Consider the following 15,182-nt stretch of genomic DNA (forward strand, 5'->3'; position numbering starts at 1 on the left):
TCTCAGGCATCTCAGACATCGAGGTCGCTCGAGGTTTCCCTGTCGGACTGCTCGGTGCCGATGGCGTCGTAGTCGGCGCGCTTGCCTTCCTTCTCGGACTGGTCGAGCTGGTGCTTGACGAAGCCCTGTGCGAGCCCGCCCGGGTCGTCGGTCTTGCCGGGGTCGATGCCGGTCACCTGCTTGATCGCGGCCTCGGCGCCCTTGTCGAGGCTCGCGAGACCGGCGTTGGCGAGCTTGCGGCCCATGCTCTGACTCGCGTCGATCCCGGCGTCCCGTGCCGCGTCCGCGACGCCGTCGCGGGCGGCGTCCATGATGCCGCCCTTCGTGAACGTCTTGGTGAACGTGGACTTGAGCTTGGCGAACCAGGCCTTGATCTTGTTGAGCAGCTGGGTCAGCTTGTTGACCTTCTGCGTGGTGCTGGTGACCGTGGTGGTCGCCTGAGCGGTGGTGGCCGTGCCCGCGGCGGCCGTCGACGCGCCCGCGGTGGGGATCGCGGCGGCGAGCGCCGGAACCCAGATCATGATCAGCCACTTGACGAACTCGGTGATGATCGCCTTGATGACCTCCTCCACGACGGTCATCAGCATGCTGGAGGCTTGCAGGATCTCAGCGACGTTGCCGGACTTGGCGGCGACGCCGCTGACCCCGTCGGCGAAGTCGGCCAGCGCGGCCTTCGCGGCCTCCGACGCCTCGCCGCTCCACCCGGCGAGCGCCTCGTCGGCTACGCGGACGAAGTCCTCGCTCATCGCCTGGAAGCCCTCGCCGATACTGCCGAAGTTGCCGGCGGCCTCCTCCAGCGCCGGACCGTCCCCGCTCACGAAGTGCAGGGCGTCCTGCAGGGGCTGGATCACGCTGATGAGGAAGTCGAGGCCCTGCCCGATCAGCCAGCCGAGCGGATCGGAGGCGATTTCCATCGCCGTGCTCGCGAGCGACTGCACGAACCCGACACTGTCGGTGAGCAGTGACGCGGCGTGGTGGGCGACGTCGCCGACGTCGGGGTCCTTGCCTGGCCCCTCGACGAAACTGCTGACCAGGCCGACGCCGCCGCTGATCGGTCCGGGCAGCGCACCGACGATGTTGCCGGTGTTGATGAAGCCGGAGTCGCCGGAGACCTGGACGTCGACGCCCTCGGTGGCGTCCTTCACCTCAGCCATGACGTGACTCCTTGGCGGCCTCGATCCGGTTCAGGATCTCGTTCATGAGCCGCGCCACCTCGTCGTCCATGGCCTGGTACAGCTCGGCGGCGCTGGTGATCTTGTCCGAAGCGGACTTCAGCCCGTCCTGCATGCTCCTCAGGTGCTCCTGGAGCTGACCGAGCGTCTCCGTGTACTGGCTCTTGGTGAAGAGCCCGATGATCCCCCAGGACTCGTCGCCGACGTCGGCACTGGCGACCAGCTCGGTGAACCTGCCCGCCTGCTCCTGGTAGCTGCCCAGGTTGTCCTTGTACTCGTGCAACGCCGGGACGTCGACGTGGTAGCCGCCGCTCATCGCTGGTCGTCGAACAGGTTCTTGAGGAACGTGTCGCCAGCGGAGGAGCCGCCAGAGCTGGGCGGTGGGGGAGTCTGCCTGCCCCGGTCGTCGCCGGAGCTCAGCACGCTCCGCTGCGAGTAGTCGTCGTGGCGCTCCTCCTCGGCCGACCGGTGGCGAGGGCGCTCCTCCGCCATGGCGGCTCGCAGCTCCTCCGGGTCCTTGCCGAACAACCGCGCCTGCGAGTCCAGCACCTGGTCGGTGAGGTTCAGTCCGCCGCCCATGTGCTCCTCGACGATCGCGGCCTGCTTGCGGGCCGACTCGGCGACCGCCTGCTGCACGGTCGAGAGCAGCGTGGCCGAGAGGGCCTGTGGGGGCTGGGCCATCGCCTTGTCAGTGAGCTGGATGTCCTTGATGGCCCCGCCGGGGCCGGCCACGACGGTGACGGAGCGGTCGGCCGAGGTGGCGACTCCCTGGAGCTCGGAGATCTCACTCTGCATCTGGCCGAGGTTGGCGAGCTGGTCGTCGACATTCTTGATCTTCGACTGGAATTTTTCGAACTCCGCGACGAGTTGCTCGAACTCCGCTGACACGAGGGGCCTCCCGGACTATGGTTGCTGGCACTGACCAGCGCGATGCGGCCCCATCATGGACCATCGGACCTCGTTTCCGGGTGCGTATCCGGTAAACTGGTGGACGTAAGCCACCCGTCCGTGCCGCGTCGTCGGTCGAAACCGACCCCCGATGTGGTCGCCATGAACACAGGCGGGTATCTTTGACGACCGTGCCCGGCAGGCTGTCGGGCCACTCCGTGTGCCTGTCGGCTCATGAGCCGGTGCCTCGTGCCCGGTTCGCGACCAGGGCCAGACGGAGATCCACGGCAATCCCGATGGGAAGTTAGCGGATCGAGAGATCCTGACGCGGGCCGACACGCCCGACCTCGGGGACCGGGGAGACAACGTAGAGCTACAGGACGCGACAGAAAGCTGGTCCATTGCCCACGATCCAGCAGCTGGTCCGCAAGGGCCGCCAGGACAAGGCTGCCAAGCAGAAGACCGCGGCGCTCAAGGGGAGCCCGCAGCGGCGCGGCGTGTGCACCCGCGTGTACACCACCACGCCCAAGAAGCCGAACTCGGCGCTGCGCAAGGTCGCGCGTGTGAAGCTGACCAGCGGCATCGAGGTCACCGCCTACATTCCCGGTGAAGGCCACAACCTGCAGGAGCACTCGATGGTGCTCGTGCGTGGCGGCCGTGTGAAGGACCTGCCGGGTGTTCGCTACAAGATCATCCGCGGTTCGCTCGACACGCAGGGCGTGAAGAACCGCAAGCAGGCGCGCAGCCGGTACGGCGCGAAGAAGGAGAAGAGCTAATGCCCCGCAAGGGTCCGGCCCCGAAGCGGCCGCTGATCGCTGACCCGGTCTACGCCTCGCCGCTCGTCACGCAGCTGGTGAACAAGGTGCTGACGGACGGCAAGCGTTCGCTGGCCGAGCGCATCGTCTACGGCGCACTGGAAGGCGCTCGCGAGAAGACCGGCACGGATCCGGTCGTCACGCTGAAGCGCGCGCTGGACAACGTGAAGCCCACCCTCGAGGTGAAGAGCCGCCGGGTCGGTGGTGCCACCTACCAGGTGCCGATCGAGGTCAAGCCCGGCCGGTCGACCACCCTTGCGCTGCGCTGGATCGTCACCTTCGCGCGGGCCCGCCGCGAGAAGACCATGATCGAGCGCCTGCAGAACGAGTTGCTCGACGCGAGCAACGGCCTCGGGGCCAGCGTGAAGCGCCGCGAGGACACCCACAAGATGGCCGAGTCCAACAAGGCTTTCGCCCACTACCGCTGGTGAGCAACGAACACCGCCGCCCGGTCCGACTGATCGAGCCAATGCCGGGCCCCACGCTTGAGACAGGGGAACACTGAAGTGGCACGTGACGTGCTGACAGACCTGAACAAGGTCCGCAACATCGGCATCATGGCCCACATCGACGCCGGTAAGACCACCACCACCGAGCGGATCCTGTTCTACACCGGGATCAACTACAAGATCGGCGAGGTGCACGACGGCGCCGCGACGATGGACTGGATGGAGGAGGAGCAGAAGCGGGGTATCACCATCACCTCGGCTGCCACCACCACCTTCTGGGCCGACCACCAGATCAACCTGATCGACACCCCGGGGCACGTCGACTTCACCGTCGAGGTGGAGCGCAACCTGCGGGTGCTCGACGGCGCGGTCGCCGTCTTCGACGGCAAGGAGGGCGTCGAGCCCCAGTCCGAGCAGGTGTGGCGCCAGGCCGACAAGTACGACGTCCCCCGGATCTGCTTCGTCAACAAGATGGACAAGCTGGGCGCGGACTTCTACTTCACCGTGCGCACCATCGAGGAGCGCCTCGGTGCGCGCCCGCTGGTCATCCAGCTGCCGATCGGCGCCGAGAGCGACTTCCAGGGCGTCATCGACCTGGTCCGCATGAAGGCGCTGACCTGGCGCGGCGATGTCAAGAAGGGCGAGGACTACGAGGTCGAGGACATCCCGGCCGAGCTCGCCGACAAGGCCGCCGAGTACCGCGAGAAGCTCGTCGAGGCCGTCGCGGAGACCGACGACTCCCTGATGGAGAAGTTCTTCGGCGGCGAGGAGCTGTCCGAGGCCGAGATCAAGGCCGCCATCCGCAAGATGGTGATCGAGCGCTCCGCCTTCCCGGTGCTGGCCGGTTCGGCGTTCAAGAACAAGGGCGTGCAGCCCATGCTCGACGCCGTCATCGACTACCTGCCTTCGCCGCTGGACGTCCCCGCGGTCGAGGGCACCCTGACCGACGGCGAGACCCCGGCCTCGCGCAAGGCTTCGGTCGACGAGCCGTTCTCGGCGCTGGCGTTCAAGATCGCCGCGCACCCGTTCTTCGGCAAGCTGACCTACATCCGGGTCTACTCGGGCAAGGTCGCCTCCGGCGCTCAGGTCATGAACTCGACCAAGGAGCGCAAGGAGCGCATCGGCAAGATCTTCCAGATGCACTCCAACAAGGAGAACCCGGTCGACGAGGCCCAGGTCGGTCACATCTACGCCGTGATCGGCCTGAAGGACACCACGACCGGTGAGACCCTGTGCGATCCGCAGAACCCGATCGTGCTGGAGTCGATGACCTTCCCCGAGCCGGTCATCAAGGTCGCCATCGAGCCGAAGACCAAGGCCGACCAGGAGAAGCTCTCCACGGCGATCCAGAAGCTCGCCGAGGAGGACCCGACCTTCCGGGTCAGCCAGGACGAGGAGACCGGTCAGACGATCATCGAGGGTATGGGCGAACTGCACCTCGAGGTGCTCGTCAACCGGATGAAGTCGGACTACAAGGTCGAGGCGAACATCGGTAAGCCGCAGGTCGCCTACCGCGAGACCGTCCGCAACACGGTCGAGAAGCTCGAGTTCACCCACAAGAAGCAGACCGGTGGCTCCGGTCAGTTCGCGAAGGTGATCGTCAAGCTCGAGCCGCTGCAGACCACGGACGGCGCGCTCTACGAGTTCGACAACAAGGTGACCGGTGGCCGCGTGCCGAGGGAGTACATCCCGTCGGTCGACGCGGGCGCCCAGGACGCGATGCAGTACGGCGTGCTGGCCGGCTACCCGCTCGTCGGGTTGAAGTTCACCCTGTTGGACGGTGCGTACCACGAGGTCGACTCCTCGGAAATGGCCTTCAAGATCGCCGGTTCGATGGCGATGAAGGAAGCCGCGAGGAAGGCGAACCCGGTACTGCTCGAGCCGATGATGGCCGTCGAGGTCACCACCCCTGAGGACTACATGGGTGACGTCATCGGTGACCTGAACTCCCGCCGTGGCCAGATTCAGGCCATGGAGGAGCGGTCTGGCACGCGCGTCGTGAAGGCGCTCGTGCCGCTGTCGGAGATGTTCGGCTACGTGGGCGACCTGCGGTCGCGCACCCAGGGTCGTGCGAACTACTCCATGCAGTTCGACTCCTACGCCGAGGTTCCGGCGAACGTGGCGAAGGAGATCATCGCGAAGGCGACGGGGGAGTGAGCATCGTAGCGAGCCCCGGCGAGCGAGGAGCGGAGCGAGCCCGGAGCCTTCCATCAGACCCAGTGGCGACGGGGGAGTAACTCTCCACCAGCACCCAACGCGGGCGCGAAAGGGGCCTCCCCCTAAGGTCCGCACAACCGACCAGATCGAGTCGCAGGCCGGCAGCCACGCTGGCCAGCGAGTAAGTAAGTCCAGGAGGACATTCCAGTGGCGAAGGCGAAGTTCGAGCGGAGCAAGCCGCACGTCAACATCGGAACCATCGGTCACGTCGACCACGGGAAGACCACCCTGACCGCGGCGATCACCAAGGTTCTGCACGACAAGTTCCCGGAGCTGAACCAGTCGCGTGCGTTCGACCAGATCGACAACGCGCCTGAGGAGAAGCAGCGCGGTATCACGATCAACATCTCGCACGTCGAGTACCAGACCGACAAGCGTCACTACGCGCACGTCGACGCCCCGGGTCACGCCGACTACATCAAGAACATGATCACCGGTGCGGCCCAGATGGACGGCGCGATCCTCGTGGTCGCGGCGACCGACGGCCCGATGCCGCAGACCCGTGAGCACGTGCTGCTCGCGCGTCAGGTCGGTGTGCCCTACATCGTGGTGGCCCTGAACAAGGCCGACATGGTCGACGACGAGGAGATCCTCGAGCTCGTCGAGATGGAGGTCCGTGAGCTGCTCAGCTCGCAGGAGTTCCCCGGCGACGACGCTCCGGTGGTCCGCGTCTCCGGCCTCAAGGCCCTCGAGGGCGACGAGCAGTGGGCGCAGAGCGTGCTCGACCTCATGGAGGCCGTGGACGACAACGTTCCGGAGCCGGAGCGTGAGGTCGACAAGCCGTTCCTCATGCCGGTCGAGGACGTCTTCACGATCACCGGTCGCGGTACGGTCGTCACCGGCCGTATCGAGCGCGGCGAGATCAAGCTGAACGAAGAGGTCGAGATCGTCGGCATCCGCCCCGAGGCTCGCAAGACCACCGTGACGAGCATCGAGATGTTCAACAAGATGCTCGACTACGGCCAGGCCGGTGACAACGCCGCCCTGCTGCTCCGTGGTATCAAGCGCGAGGACGTCGAGCGCGGCCAGGTCGTCGTGAAGCCCGGCACCACGACTCCGCACACGGAGTTCGAGGGTTCGGTCTACATCCTCTCCAAGGACGAGGGTGGCCGTCACACGCCGTTCTTCAACAACTACCGCCCGCAGTTCTACTTCCGTACCACGGACGTGACCGGCGTGGTGACCCTCGAGGAGGGCACCGAGATGGTCATGCCGGGCGACAACACCAACATCTCGGTGAAGCTGATCCAGCCGATCGCCATGGACGAGGGTCTGCGGTTCGCCATCCGCGAGGGTGGCCGTACCGTCGGCGCCGGCCAGGTCACCAAGATCATCAAGTAACGCACCCCCGGGTGCGGATGCCTGATTTCGATATGGCATCCTATTAAGGTTGCTCGACGCGGGGCGGCCGATTCTGAGGAATCAAACCCAATATGAATCGGCCGCCCTGCCGTGAGTGTCCTGGGCTTGCGGCTTCCGCGAGTCAGGAGCATCCGGCTTGGCCGGTGCTTCACGAGGTAAAGACCTAGGCACGAACGACGATCCTGAGGGATCGGTCTGTGCAGTGGGCGCGACACGCCCGACCGCGTGGACCGGAGACCAGGTCGTTGACGTGCGAGAACCGGCGCCGAGCGTTGGTTTGAGATAGCGGCACGAGACGAAGGAACGAGCTGCCACCATGGCGGGACAGAAGATCCGCATCCGGCTCAAGGCCTACGACCACGAGGCGATCGACGCCAGCGCACGCAAGATCGTCGAGACGGTCACGCGCACCGGCGCTTCCGTGGTCGGGCCGGTGCCGCTGCCCACCGAAAAGAACGTTTACTGCGTCATCCGCTCGCCGCACAAGTACAAGGACTCGCGCGAGCACTTCGAGATGCGCACGCACAAGCGGCTGATCGACATCCTCGACCCGACGCCGAAGACGGTCGACGCGCTCATGCGCATCGACCTGCCGGCGAGTGTCGACGTGAACATCCAGTAAGCGTCGGAGGACCTGCTTGCAGGGTCCGACCATCGGGCACGCGCAGCGGCGGAGATAAGAGACGGATTATGTCTGACAGGCAAGTGAAGGGCATTCTGGGCACCAAGCTCGGCATGACGCAGGTCTTCGACGAGAACAACCGGATCATTCCGGTGACCGTCGTGCAGGCCGGGCCGAACGTGGTGACCCAGGTGCGCAACCAGGAGAAGGACGGCTACTCGGCCGTGCAGCTGGCTTTCGGCGCGATCGACCCGCGCCGGGTCAGCAAGCCGAAGACCGGTCACTTCGAGAAGGCGGGCGTGACGCCCCGGCGCTACGTTGCCGAGCTGCGCACCACCGACGCGGACTCGTACGAGGTCGGCCAGGAGATCACGGCCGAGGTGTTCGAGACCGGTGCGGTGGTCGACGTGACCGGCACCAGCAAGGGCAAGGGCTACGCCGGTGTGATGAAGCGCCATGGCTTCAAGGGCCAGGGCGCCAGCCACGGTAACCAGGCCAAGCACCGCGCTCCCGGTTCGATCGGCGGCTGCGCCACGCCGGGTCGGGTGTTCAAGGGCCTCCGCATGGCGGGCCGGATGGGTAACGCGAGGGTCACCACGCAGGGCCTCACCGTGCACTCGGTGCGCGCTGAGGACGGCCTGCTGCTGATCAAGGGTGCCGTTCCCGGCCCCAAGGGCGGCCTGATCTTCGTCCGCAGCGCCGCGAAGGGTGGTGTGACGGCATGACCGCGACGGTCGAGGTGAAGACCCCGGCGGGCACGGCCGACGGCACGGTCGAGCTCCCCGACGAGATCTTCGACGTGCAGGCGAACATCCCGCTGATGCACCAGGTCGTGGTGGCTCAGCTGGCCGCCGCTCGCCAGGGCACGCACGACACGAAGACCCGCGGCGAGGTCCGCGGCGGTGGCCGCAAGCCGTACCGGCAGAAGGGCACCGGCCGGGCTCGTCAGGGTTCGGTTCGCGCGCCGCAGTTCACCGGCGGTGGCACGGTGCACGGCCCCACGCCGCGTGACTACACGCAGCGCACCCCGAAGAAGATGAAGGCCGCCGCACTGCGTGGCGCCCTCTCGGACCGGGCGCGGGCCGGCCAGGTGCACGTGGTGACCGAGCTGGTCACCGGCGAGAAGCCGTCCACGAAGGACGCCAAGAAGGTTCTCTCGTCGTTGTCGCAGGCGAAGCGCGTTCTCGTGGTGCTGCACCGTGACGACGAGCTGAGCTGGCTTTCGGCCCGCAACCTCTCGCACGTCCACCTGATCACGCCGGACCAGCTCAACACCTACGACGTGCTGGTCAACGACGACGTGGTGTTCACCAAGGCGGCGTTCGACGCCTTCCTTGCGGGCCCGGCCAAGGGCAGGAGCGCCAAGGCTTCCGCGACGTCGAGCGAGGCCGAAGGGAGTGACGAGCAGTGAGTTCCGTGGCGATCCCCGACCCCCGCGACATCCTCATCGCGCCGGTGATCTCCGAGAAGTCCTACGGGCTGCTCGAGGACCACAAGTACACGTTCCTGGTTCGCCCGGACGCCAACAAGACCCAGATCAAGGTCGCGGTCGAGAAGGTGTTCGGCGTGAAGGTCATCAGCGTGAACACGATCAACCGCCCCGGCAAGCGCAAGCGCACCCGGTACGGCTTCGGCAAGCGCAAGGACACCAAGCGCGCCATCGTGACGCTGTCGGCCGAGAGCAAGCCGATCGAGATCTTCGGCGGACCAGCCGCGTAAGGGACTGAGAAGACATGGGCATCCGCAAGTACAAGCCGACTACGCCGGGACGGCGTGGCTCGAGCGTCTCCGACTTCGCCGAGATCACCCGGTCGACGCCGGAGAAGTCGCTCCTGGCCCCGCTGAGCAAGTCCGGTGGCCGCAACTCGTCGGGCAAGATCACCACCCGGCACAAGGGCGGCGGCCACAAGCGTGCGTACCGGATCATCGACTTCCGGCGCAACGACAAGGACGGCGTTCCCGCCAAGGTCGCGCACATCGAGTACGACCCCAACCGCTCGGCCCGCATCGCGCTGCTGCACTTCGCCGACGGCGAGAAGCGCTACATCATCGCGCCGGACAAGCTCAAGCAGGGTGACCGGGTGGAGAGCGGCCCTCGCGCCGACATCAAGCCCGGCAACAACCTGCCGCTGCGCAACATCCCGGTCGGCACCGTGATCCACGCGATTGAGCTCCGGCCCGGCGGCGGCGCCAAGATCGCCCGGTCGGCGGGTGCCCGCGTGCAGCTCGTCGCCAAGGACGGGCCGTACGCCCAGCTGCGGATGCCCTCGGGCGAGATCCGCAACGTGGACGTGCGCAACCGGGCCACCGTGGGCGAGGTCGGCAACTCCGACCACTCGAACATCAACTGGGGCAAGGCGGGCCGCAACCGCTGGCGGGGCAAGCGCCCCACCGTCCGCGGTGTCGTCATGAACCCGGTGGACCACCCGCACGGTGGTGGTGAGGGCAAGACGTCCGGTGGTCGTCACCCGGTGAACCCGAACGGTAAGCCGGAGGGCCGCACCCGCCGTCGCAAGGAAAGCGACAAGCTGATCGTCCGCCGCCGGCGTACCGGCAAGAAGCGCTGAGCAGGGAGGTAGAAGAACATGCCGCGTAGCCTGAAAAAGGGCCCGTTCGTGGACGACCACCTGCTCAAGAAGGTGGACGCGCTCAACGAGTCGGGCAAGAAGACCGTGATCAAGACCTGGTCCCGCAGGTCCACGATCATCCCGGACATGCTCGGTCACACCATCGCGGTCCACGACGGCCGCAAGCACGTCCCGGTGTTCGTCACCGAGGCCATGGTGGGGCACAAGCTGGGCGAGTTCGCCCCGACGCGGACCTTCAAGGGCCACGTCAAGGATGACCGCAAGTCGCGTCGCCGCTGAGCGCGCACCTGAGAGAAGGAAGTAACGATGAACGCGCGTAATGGTGCGGAGGCCGAGGCAGCGGAAGCACTGCCGACGGCTTTCGCTCGCGCTCGGTTCGTCCGGGACTCGCCGACCAAGGTGCGCCGGGTGATCGAGCTGATCAAGGGCCGCAACGCCAACGAGGCCCTGGCCGTGCTCCGGTTCGCCCCGCAGGCGGCCAGCGAGCCGGTGGCGAAGGTGCTCGCCAGCGCCATGGCCAACGCCGAGAACAACCTCGACCTTGACCCGGACACGCTCTGGATCAAGAACGCCTACGCCGACGAGGGCCCGACGCTCAAGCGCATCCGGCCGCGTGCCCAGGGCCGCGCCTACCGGATCCGCAAGCGGACCAGCCACATCACGGTCGAGGTCGAGTCGCGGCCGGAAGCCAAGACCAAGAGCAAGAAGAAGGCAGGTGGCCGGTAGTGGGCCAGAAGATCAACCCGCACGGCTTCCGGCTCGGGATCACCACTGACTGGAAGTCGCGCTGGTACGCCGACAAGCAGTACTCGGAGTACGTCGCCGAGGACGTGAAGATCCGCAAGCTCCTGTCCACCGGCATGGAGCGGGCCGGCATCTCGAAGGTCGAGATCGAGCGCACCCGCGACCGCGTCCGCGTCGACATCCACACCGCCCGGCCGGGCATCGTCATCGGCCGCCGCGGCGCGGAGGCCGACCGGATCCGTGGCGCGCTGGAGAAGCTCACCGGCAAGCAGGTGCAGCTGAACATCCTCGAGGTGAAGAACACCGAGGCCGACGCCCAGCTCGTCGCGCAGGGTGTCGCCGAGCAGCTGTCCAACCGCGTCGCCTTCCGGCGCGCGATGCGCAAGGCGCTCCAGACGTCCATGCGCTCGCCGCAGGTCAAGGGCATCCGCGTGCAGTGCAGCGGCCGTCTCGGCGGTGCCGAGATGTCCCGCTCCGAGCACTACCGCGACGGCCGGGTTCCGCTGCACACGCTGCGCGCCGACATCGACTACGGCTTCTTCGAGGCCCGTACGACGTTCGGCCGCATCGGCGTGAAGGTGTGGATCTACAAGGGTGACGTCATCGGCGGCCTCAAGGGCAAGGCCGAGCGGGACGCCGCCGCGGCGGCCGAGCGCGCCCCGCGCAGGGAGCGTCCCTCGCGTCGCCGTTCGGGCTCGTCGGGCACCACGCCGACGTCGACCGAGGCCGGCCGCGCGGCTGCCGCGAAGGCCGACACAGACGTCGCGACCAGCCAGGCCCCCGAAGTGGCCTCGCCGGACGCAGCAGAGAAGACGGAGGGCTGACGCGTGCTCATCCCACGCAAGGTCAAGCACCGCAAGCAGCACTCGCCGAAGCGGTCCGGCGCCGCCAAGGGCGGCACGAAGGTCAACTTCGGTGAGTACGGCATCCAGGCGCTTGAGCACAGCTACGTGACCAACCGGCAGATCGAGTCCGCTCGTATCGCCATGACTCGTCACATCAAGCGTGGCGGGAAGATCTGGATCAACATCTTCCCGGACCGCCCGCTCACCAAGAAGCCCGCGGAGACCCGCATGGGTTCCGGTAAGGGCTCGCCCGAGTGGTGGGTCGCCAACGTCAAGCCCGGCCGCGTGATGTTCGAGATGAGCTTCCCGAACGAGGCGGTGGCTCGTGAGGCTCTGCGCCGCGCGATCCACAAGCTGCCGATGAAGTGCAGGATCGTGACCCGCGAAGGTGGTGAGTTCTGATGGCGAGTGCAGCAGGAGTTGCGGCGTCAGAACTTCGTGAGCTCACTGCGGAAGAGCTCGTGCTCCGTCTGAAGGAAGCCAAGGAGGAGCTGTTCAACCTCCGGTTCCAGATGGCGACCGGACAGCTCGACAACAACCGCAGGCTGCGCACGGTCCGCGCGGACATCGCGCGCATCTACACGGTGATGCGTGAGCGCGAGCTCGGCCTCTCCGTCGCGCCTGACGAGACTGACGAGAGTGAAGGTGCCGCATGACCGAGCCGGTGCAGAAGAAGGACTCCGGCCGCAACTACCGGAAGGTCCGTGAGGGCCTCGTCGTGTCCGACAAGATGGACAAGACGATCGTGGTCGAGCTCGAGGACCGCAAGAAGCACCCGCTGTACGGCAAGGTCATGCGCTCCACCAAGAAGGTGAAGGCGCACGACGAGCAGAACACCGCCGGCGTGGGTGACCGCGTGCTGCTGATGGAGACCCGGCCGATGTCGGCCACCAAGCGGTGGCGACTGGTCGAGATCCGCGAGAAGGCCAAGTAATCAGGGGGCTGCCAGCCCCATTCGTTCCGCCAGGCTCGGGCCTACCGAGAACCGGCGCGACATACAGGAGTTGACGTGATCCAGCAGGAGTCGCGACTGCGAGTCGCCGACAACACGGGTGCCAAGGAGATCCTGACCATCCGCGTGCTCGGTGGCTCGGGGCGGCGCTACGCGGGCATCGGCGACATCATCGTCGCCACCGTCAAGGACGCCATCCCGGGCGCCAACGTGAAGCGTGGTGACGTGGTCAAGGCCGTCATCGTCCGCACGGTGAAGGAGAAGCGTCGCCCTGACGGCTCCTACATCCGTTTCGACGAGAACGCGGCCGTGCTCATCAAGAACGACAACGAGCCGCGGGGCACCCGCATCTTCGGGCCGGTCGGCCGCGAGCTGCGCGACCGCAAGTTCATGAAGATCATCTCGCTGGCGCCGGAGGTGCTCTAGATGAAGGTGAAGAAGGGCGACACCGTCCTCGTCATCGCCGGCAAGGACAAGGGCGCGAAGGGCAAGGTCATCCAGGCCTACCCCGAGCGGCAGCGGGTGCTGGTCGAGGGCGTGAACCGGATCAAGAAGCACACCCGGATCACCCAGACGCAGCGCGGTGCCCAGTCCGGCGGCATCATCACCCAGGAGGCCCCCATCCACGTCTCGAACGTGATGGTCGTGGACTCCGACGGCAAGCCGACCAGGGTGGGCTACCGGATTGGCGAGGACGGCAAGAAGGTGCGTATCTCGCGCAGGACGGGCAAGGACATCTGATGACCACCGCAGAGACGACATACCCGACGCCGCGGTTGAAGACCCGCTACCGCGAGGAGATCAAGGGCCAGCTGCAGGAGGAGTTCTCCTACGCGAACCCGCACCAGATCCCCGGCGTGGTCAAGGTCGTGGTGAACATGGGCGTTGGTGACGCCGCTCGCGACAGCAAGCTGATCGAGGGCGCCATCCGCGACCTGGCCACCATCACCGGCCAGAAGCCCGAGGTGCGCAGGGCCCGCAAGTCCATCGCCCAGTTCAAGCTGCGCGAAGGCCAGCCGATCGGTGCGCGCGTGACGCTGCGCGGCGACCGCATGTGGGAGTTCCTGGACCGGCTGCTGACCATCGCACTGCCCCGTATCCGCGACTTCCGCGGCCTCTCGGGCAAGCAGTTCGACGGCAACGGCAACTACACGTTCGGCCTGTCCGAGCAGTCGATGTTCCACGAGATCAACCCGGACTCCATCGACCGCCCGCGCGGCATGGACGTCACGGTCGTCACCACCGCCACCACCGACGACGAGGGCCGGGCGCTGCTGCGCAAGCTCGGCTTCCCGTTCAAGGAGAACTGAGCCGATGGCCAAGAAAGCTCTGATCGCCAAGGCCGCCCGCAAGCCGAAGTTCAAGGTGCGTGCCTACACCCGCTGCCAGCGCTGCGGCAGGCCGCACTCGGTCTACCGCAAGTTCGGACTCTGCCGCATCTGCCTGCGGGAGATGGCCCACGCGGGCCAGCTCCCCGGCGTCAGCAAGTCCAGCTGGTGAAGGCTTCCCACCAACTCCCACTTCGCCACAGGCCCCGCACGGGGAACCAGGGCGAGAAAGGTTGACAGGTCACCATGACGATGACCGACCCGATCGCAGACTTCCTGACACGTCTGCGTAACGCGAACTCGGCGTACCACGACGAGGTCGTGCTCCCTCACTCGAAGATCAAGGCGAACATCGCCGAGATCCTCAAGCGCGAGGGCTACATCTCGGACCACCGGGTCGAGCCCGGCGAGAAGCACAAGAACCTGATCGTCGAGCTGAAGTACGGCCCGAACCGGGAGCGCAGCATCGCCGGTCTCCGGCGGGTGTCCAAGCCCGGTCTGCGGGTGTACGCGAAATCGACCAACCTGCCCAACGTTCTGGGCGGCCTCGGCGTTGCGATCATCTCGACGTCGTCCGGCCTGCAGACCGACCGGCAGTGCAAGCGCAACGGCGTGGGCGGCGAAGTCCTCGCCTACGTCTGGTAAGGGAGGGGGACTGGCATGTCACGCATCGGAAAGCTGCCGATCACCGTCCCCTCCGGGGTCGAGGTGACCATCGACGGGCAGCACGTCAAGGTCAAGGGTCCGAAGGGCACCCTCGAGCACACGGTTCCCGAGCCGATCACGGTCGAGCGCGACGAGGACGGCGTGCTCTCGGTGAAGCGGCCGGACGACGAGCGGGAGAGCCGGGCGCTGCACGGCCTGACCCGCACGCTGGTGAACAACCTCGTCGTGGGTGTCACCGACGGTTACGAGAAGAAGATGGAGATCCACGGGGTCGGTTACCGTGTGCAGGCCAAGGGCTCGGACCTCGAGTTCGCCCTCGGCTACAGCCACCCGGTGCTGATCAAGGCCCCGGAGGGCATCACCTTCAAGGTGGAGTCCCCCACTCGGTTCTCGGTCTCCGGCATCGACAAGCAGAAGGTCGGCCAGACCGCGGCGGTCATCCGTAAGCTGCGTCGCCCCGACCCCTACAAGGGCAAGGGCCTGCGCTACGAGGGCGAGCGCATCCGTCGCAAGGTCGGAAAGACGGGTAAGTGA

Annotated in this window: 24 protein-coding genes; 21 read left to right on the forward strand and 3 right to left on the reverse strand. The window is 66.7% G+C overall.

The annotated features are described in order from the left end of the window. Nucleotides 1–11: 11 nt before the first annotated feature. The 3 genes from DI005_RS05030 to DI005_RS05040 are packed head-to-tail and all read right to left on the reverse strand — an operon-like array spanning nt 12 to nt 2,060. Nucleotides 12–1,154, reverse strand: a complete 1,143-nt coding sequence (locus tag DI005_RS05030; protein ID WP_112276838.1) for a hypothetical protein — start codon at nt 1,152–1,154, stop codon at nt 12–14. Next, entirely contained in the window at nt 1,147–1,488 is a 342-nt protein-coding gene (locus DI005_RS05035; protein ID WP_113641392.1) for a type VII secretion target, read from the reverse strand. Before DI005_RS05035 ends, DI005_RS05030 begins: the two co-directional genes overlap by 8 nt. Then, a complete protein-coding gene (locus DI005_RS05040; RefSeq protein ID WP_112276842.1) occupies nt 1,485–2,060 on the reverse strand; it encodes a YbaB/EbfC family nucleoid-associated protein in 576 nt (191 codons plus the stop codon). The genes DI005_RS05035 and DI005_RS05040 overlap by 4 nt, the downstream gene beginning before the upstream one ends. Before the next feature lie 401 nt (nt 2,061–2,461). On the opposite strand from DI005_RS05040, the gene rpsL reads away from it, so the two are divergent. The 21 genes from rpsL (at nt 2,462) to rplF (ending at nt 15,182) form a co-directional block, all read left to right on the forward strand. Beyond that, nucleotides 2,462–2,836 carry a 30S ribosomal protein S12 gene (rpsL, locus tag DI005_RS05045; RefSeq protein WP_003102113.1) on the forward strand — a complete coding sequence of 125 codons (375 nt, stop codon included), beginning with the start codon at nt 2,462–2,464 and terminating at the stop codon, nt 2,834–2,836. Continuing rightward, a complete protein-coding gene (gene rpsG, locus DI005_RS05050) occupies nt 2,836–3,306 on the forward strand; it encodes a 30S ribosomal protein S7 (RefSeq protein WP_110334818.1) in 471 nt (156 codons plus the stop codon). Before rpsL ends, rpsG begins: the two co-directional genes overlap by 1 nt. Before the next feature lie 75 nt (nt 3,307–3,381). Further along, complete coding sequence (gene fusA, locus DI005_RS05055) at nt 3,382–5,481, forward strand: elongation factor G (protein WP_112276844.1); 2,100 nt, start codon at nt 3,382–3,384, stop codon at nt 5,479–5,481. Between the two features lie 207 nt (nt 5,482–5,688). Continuing rightward, on the forward strand, nt 5,689–6,882 hold the full coding sequence (gene tuf, locus DI005_RS05060; protein WP_110334820.1) for an elongation factor Tu: 1,194 nt from the start codon (nt 5,689–5,691) through the stop codon (nt 6,880–6,882). 337 nt (nt 6,883–7,219) lie between these two features. Beyond that, complete coding sequence (gene rpsJ, locus DI005_RS05065; protein ID WP_003883485.1) at nt 7,220–7,525, forward strand: 30S ribosomal protein S10; 306 nt, start codon at nt 7,220–7,222, stop codon at nt 7,523–7,525. 68 nt (nt 7,526–7,593) lie between these two features. Next, nucleotides 7,594–8,250 (forward strand): 50S ribosomal protein L3, encoded by a 657-nt coding sequence (rplC, locus tag DI005_RS05070; protein ID WP_112276846.1) that lies wholly within the window; start codon nt 7,594–7,596, stop codon nt 8,248–8,250. Then, nucleotides 8,247–8,936 carry a 50S ribosomal protein L4 gene (gene rplD, locus DI005_RS05075; RefSeq protein WP_112276848.1) on the forward strand — a complete coding sequence of 230 codons (690 nt, stop codon included), beginning with the start codon at nt 8,247–8,249 and terminating at the stop codon, nt 8,934–8,936. The genes rplC and rplD overlap by 4 nt, the downstream gene beginning before the upstream one ends. Continuing rightward, nucleotides 8,933–9,244, forward strand: a complete 312-nt coding sequence (rplW, locus tag DI005_RS05080) for a 50S ribosomal protein L23 (RefSeq protein WP_112276850.1) — start codon at nt 8,933–8,935, stop codon at nt 9,242–9,244. The genes rplD and rplW overlap by 4 nt, the downstream gene beginning before the upstream one ends. Before the next feature lie 14 nt (nt 9,245–9,258). Then, a complete protein-coding gene (rplB, locus tag DI005_RS05085; RefSeq protein ID WP_112276852.1) occupies nt 9,259–10,092 on the forward strand; it encodes a 50S ribosomal protein L2 in 834 nt (277 codons plus the stop codon). An 18-nt stretch (nt 10,093–10,110) separates the two neighbouring features. Further along, nucleotides 10,111–10,392, forward strand: coding sequence for a 30S ribosomal protein S19 (gene rpsS / locus DI005_RS05090; protein WP_009152380.1), 282 nt, complete (start codon nt 10,111–10,113; stop codon nt 10,390–10,392). A gap of 27 nt (nt 10,393–10,419) precedes the next feature. Next, complete coding sequence (rplV, locus tag DI005_RS05095; protein WP_112276854.1) at nt 10,420–10,839, forward strand: 50S ribosomal protein L22; 420 nt, start codon at nt 10,420–10,422, stop codon at nt 10,837–10,839. Continuing rightward, complete coding sequence (rpsC, locus tag DI005_RS05100; protein ID WP_112276856.1) at nt 10,839–11,681, forward strand: 30S ribosomal protein S3; 843 nt, start codon at nt 10,839–10,841, stop codon at nt 11,679–11,681. Before rplV ends, rpsC begins: the two co-directional genes overlap by 1 nt. 3 nt (nt 11,682–11,684) lie before the next feature. Next, nucleotides 11,685–12,104, forward strand: a complete 420-nt coding sequence (rplP, locus tag DI005_RS05105; RefSeq protein WP_009152383.1) for a 50S ribosomal protein L16 — start codon at nt 11,685–11,687, stop codon at nt 12,102–12,104. Further along, nucleotides 12,104–12,358, forward strand: a complete 255-nt coding sequence (rpmC, locus tag DI005_RS05110; RefSeq protein WP_112276858.1) for a 50S ribosomal protein L29 — start codon at nt 12,104–12,106, stop codon at nt 12,356–12,358. The genes rplP and rpmC overlap by 1 nt, the downstream gene beginning before the upstream one ends. Next, a complete protein-coding gene (gene rpsQ / locus DI005_RS05115) occupies nt 12,355–12,636 on the forward strand; it encodes a 30S ribosomal protein S17 (protein ID WP_110334828.1) in 282 nt (93 codons plus the stop codon). The genes rpmC and rpsQ overlap by 4 nt, the downstream gene beginning before the upstream one ends. A 75-nt stretch (nt 12,637–12,711) precedes the next feature. After that, nucleotides 12,712–13,080, forward strand: a complete 369-nt coding sequence (gene rplN / locus DI005_RS05120) for a 50S ribosomal protein L14 (protein WP_024876329.1) — start codon at nt 12,712–12,714, stop codon at nt 13,078–13,080. Then, nucleotides 13,081–13,395, forward strand: a complete 315-nt coding sequence (gene rplX / locus DI005_RS05125; protein ID WP_110334829.1) for a 50S ribosomal protein L24 — start codon at nt 13,081–13,083, stop codon at nt 13,393–13,395. Continuing rightward, nucleotides 13,395–13,964 (forward strand): 50S ribosomal protein L5, encoded by a 570-nt coding sequence (gene rplE, locus DI005_RS05130; RefSeq protein ID WP_110334830.1) that lies wholly within the window; start codon nt 13,395–13,397, stop codon nt 13,962–13,964. Before rplX ends, rplE begins: the two co-directional genes overlap by 1 nt. 4 nt (nt 13,965–13,968) lie before the next feature. Next, nucleotides 13,969–14,154 (forward strand): type Z 30S ribosomal protein S14, encoded by a 186-nt coding sequence (locus tag DI005_RS05135; RefSeq protein ID WP_091802162.1) that lies wholly within the window; start codon nt 13,969–13,971, stop codon nt 14,152–14,154. A gap of 74 nt (nt 14,155–14,228) precedes the next feature. Then, nucleotides 14,229–14,627 (forward strand): 30S ribosomal protein S8, encoded by a 399-nt coding sequence (gene rpsH, locus DI005_RS05140; RefSeq protein ID WP_110334831.1) that lies wholly within the window; start codon nt 14,229–14,231, stop codon nt 14,625–14,627. A gap of 15 nt (nt 14,628–14,642) precedes the next feature. After that, nucleotides 14,643–15,182, forward strand: a complete 540-nt coding sequence (gene rplF, locus DI005_RS05145; RefSeq protein ID WP_112276860.1) for a 50S ribosomal protein L6 — start codon at nt 14,643–14,645, stop codon at nt 15,180–15,182.

This window comes from Prauserella sp. PE36 (assembly GCF_003311655.1).
Lineage (GTDB): Bacteria > Actinomycetota > Actinomycetes > Mycobacteriales > Pseudonocardiaceae > Prauserella_A > Prauserella_A endophytica.

What these genes read in the sequence shown, in the direction of transcription:
- rplE (WP_110334830.1), top strand. Translation starts at nt 13,395, where the DNA reads ATGACCACCGCAGAGACGACATACCCGACGCCGCGGTTGAAGACCCGC.
- rpmC (WP_112276858.1), top strand. Translation starts at nt 12,104, where the DNA reads ATGGCGAGTGCAGCAGGAGTTGCGGCGTCAGAACTTCGTGAGCTCACT.
- DI005_RS05035 (WP_113641392.1), bottom strand. Translation starts at nt 1,488, where the DNA reads ATGAGCGGCGGCTACCACGTCGACGTCCCGGCGTTGCACGAGTACAAG.
- rplC (WP_112276846.1), top strand. Translation starts at nt 7,594, where the DNA reads ATGTCTGACAGGCAAGTGAAGGGCATTCTGGGCACCAAGCTCGGCATG.
- rplX (WP_110334829.1), top strand. Translation starts at nt 13,081, where the DNA reads ATGAAGGTGAAGAAGGGCGACACCGTCCTCGTCATCGCCGGCAAGGAC.
- rpsQ (WP_110334828.1), top strand. Translation starts at nt 12,355, where the DNA reads ATGACCGAGCCGGTGCAGAAGAAGGACTCCGGCCGCAACTACCGGAAG.
- rplF (WP_112276860.1), top strand. Translation starts at nt 14,643, where the DNA reads ATGTCACGCATCGGAAAGCTGCCGATCACCGTCCCCTCCGGGGTCGAG.
- rplV (WP_112276854.1), top strand. Translation starts at nt 10,420, where the DNA reads ATGAACGCGCGTAATGGTGCGGAGGCCGAGGCAGCGGAAGCACTGCCG.
- rplD (WP_112276848.1), top strand. Translation starts at nt 8,247, where the DNA reads ATGACCGCGACGGTCGAGGTGAAGACCCCGGCGGGCACGGCCGACGGC.
- DI005_RS05135 (WP_091802162.1), top strand. Translation starts at nt 13,969, where the DNA reads ATGGCCAAGAAAGCTCTGATCGCCAAGGCCGCCCGCAAGCCGAAGTTC.
- rpsH (WP_110334831.1), top strand. Translation starts at nt 14,229, where the DNA reads ATGACGATGACCGACCCGATCGCAGACTTCCTGACACGTCTGCGTAAC.
- DI005_RS05030 (WP_112276838.1), bottom strand. Translation starts at nt 1,154, where the DNA reads ATGGCTGAGGTGAAGGACGCCACCGAGGGCGTCGACGTCCAGGTCTCC.
- rpsG (WP_110334818.1), top strand. Translation starts at nt 2,836, where the DNA reads ATGCCCCGCAAGGGTCCGGCCCCGAAGCGGCCGCTGATCGCTGACCCG.
- rplB (WP_112276852.1), top strand. Translation starts at nt 9,259, where the DNA reads ATGGGCATCCGCAAGTACAAGCCGACTACGCCGGGACGGCGTGGCTCG.
- rpsJ (WP_003883485.1), top strand. Translation starts at nt 7,220, where the DNA reads ATGGCGGGACAGAAGATCCGCATCCGGCTCAAGGCCTACGACCACGAG.
- rpsS (WP_009152380.1), top strand. Translation starts at nt 10,111, where the DNA reads ATGCCGCGTAGCCTGAAAAAGGGCCCGTTCGTGGACGACCACCTGCTC.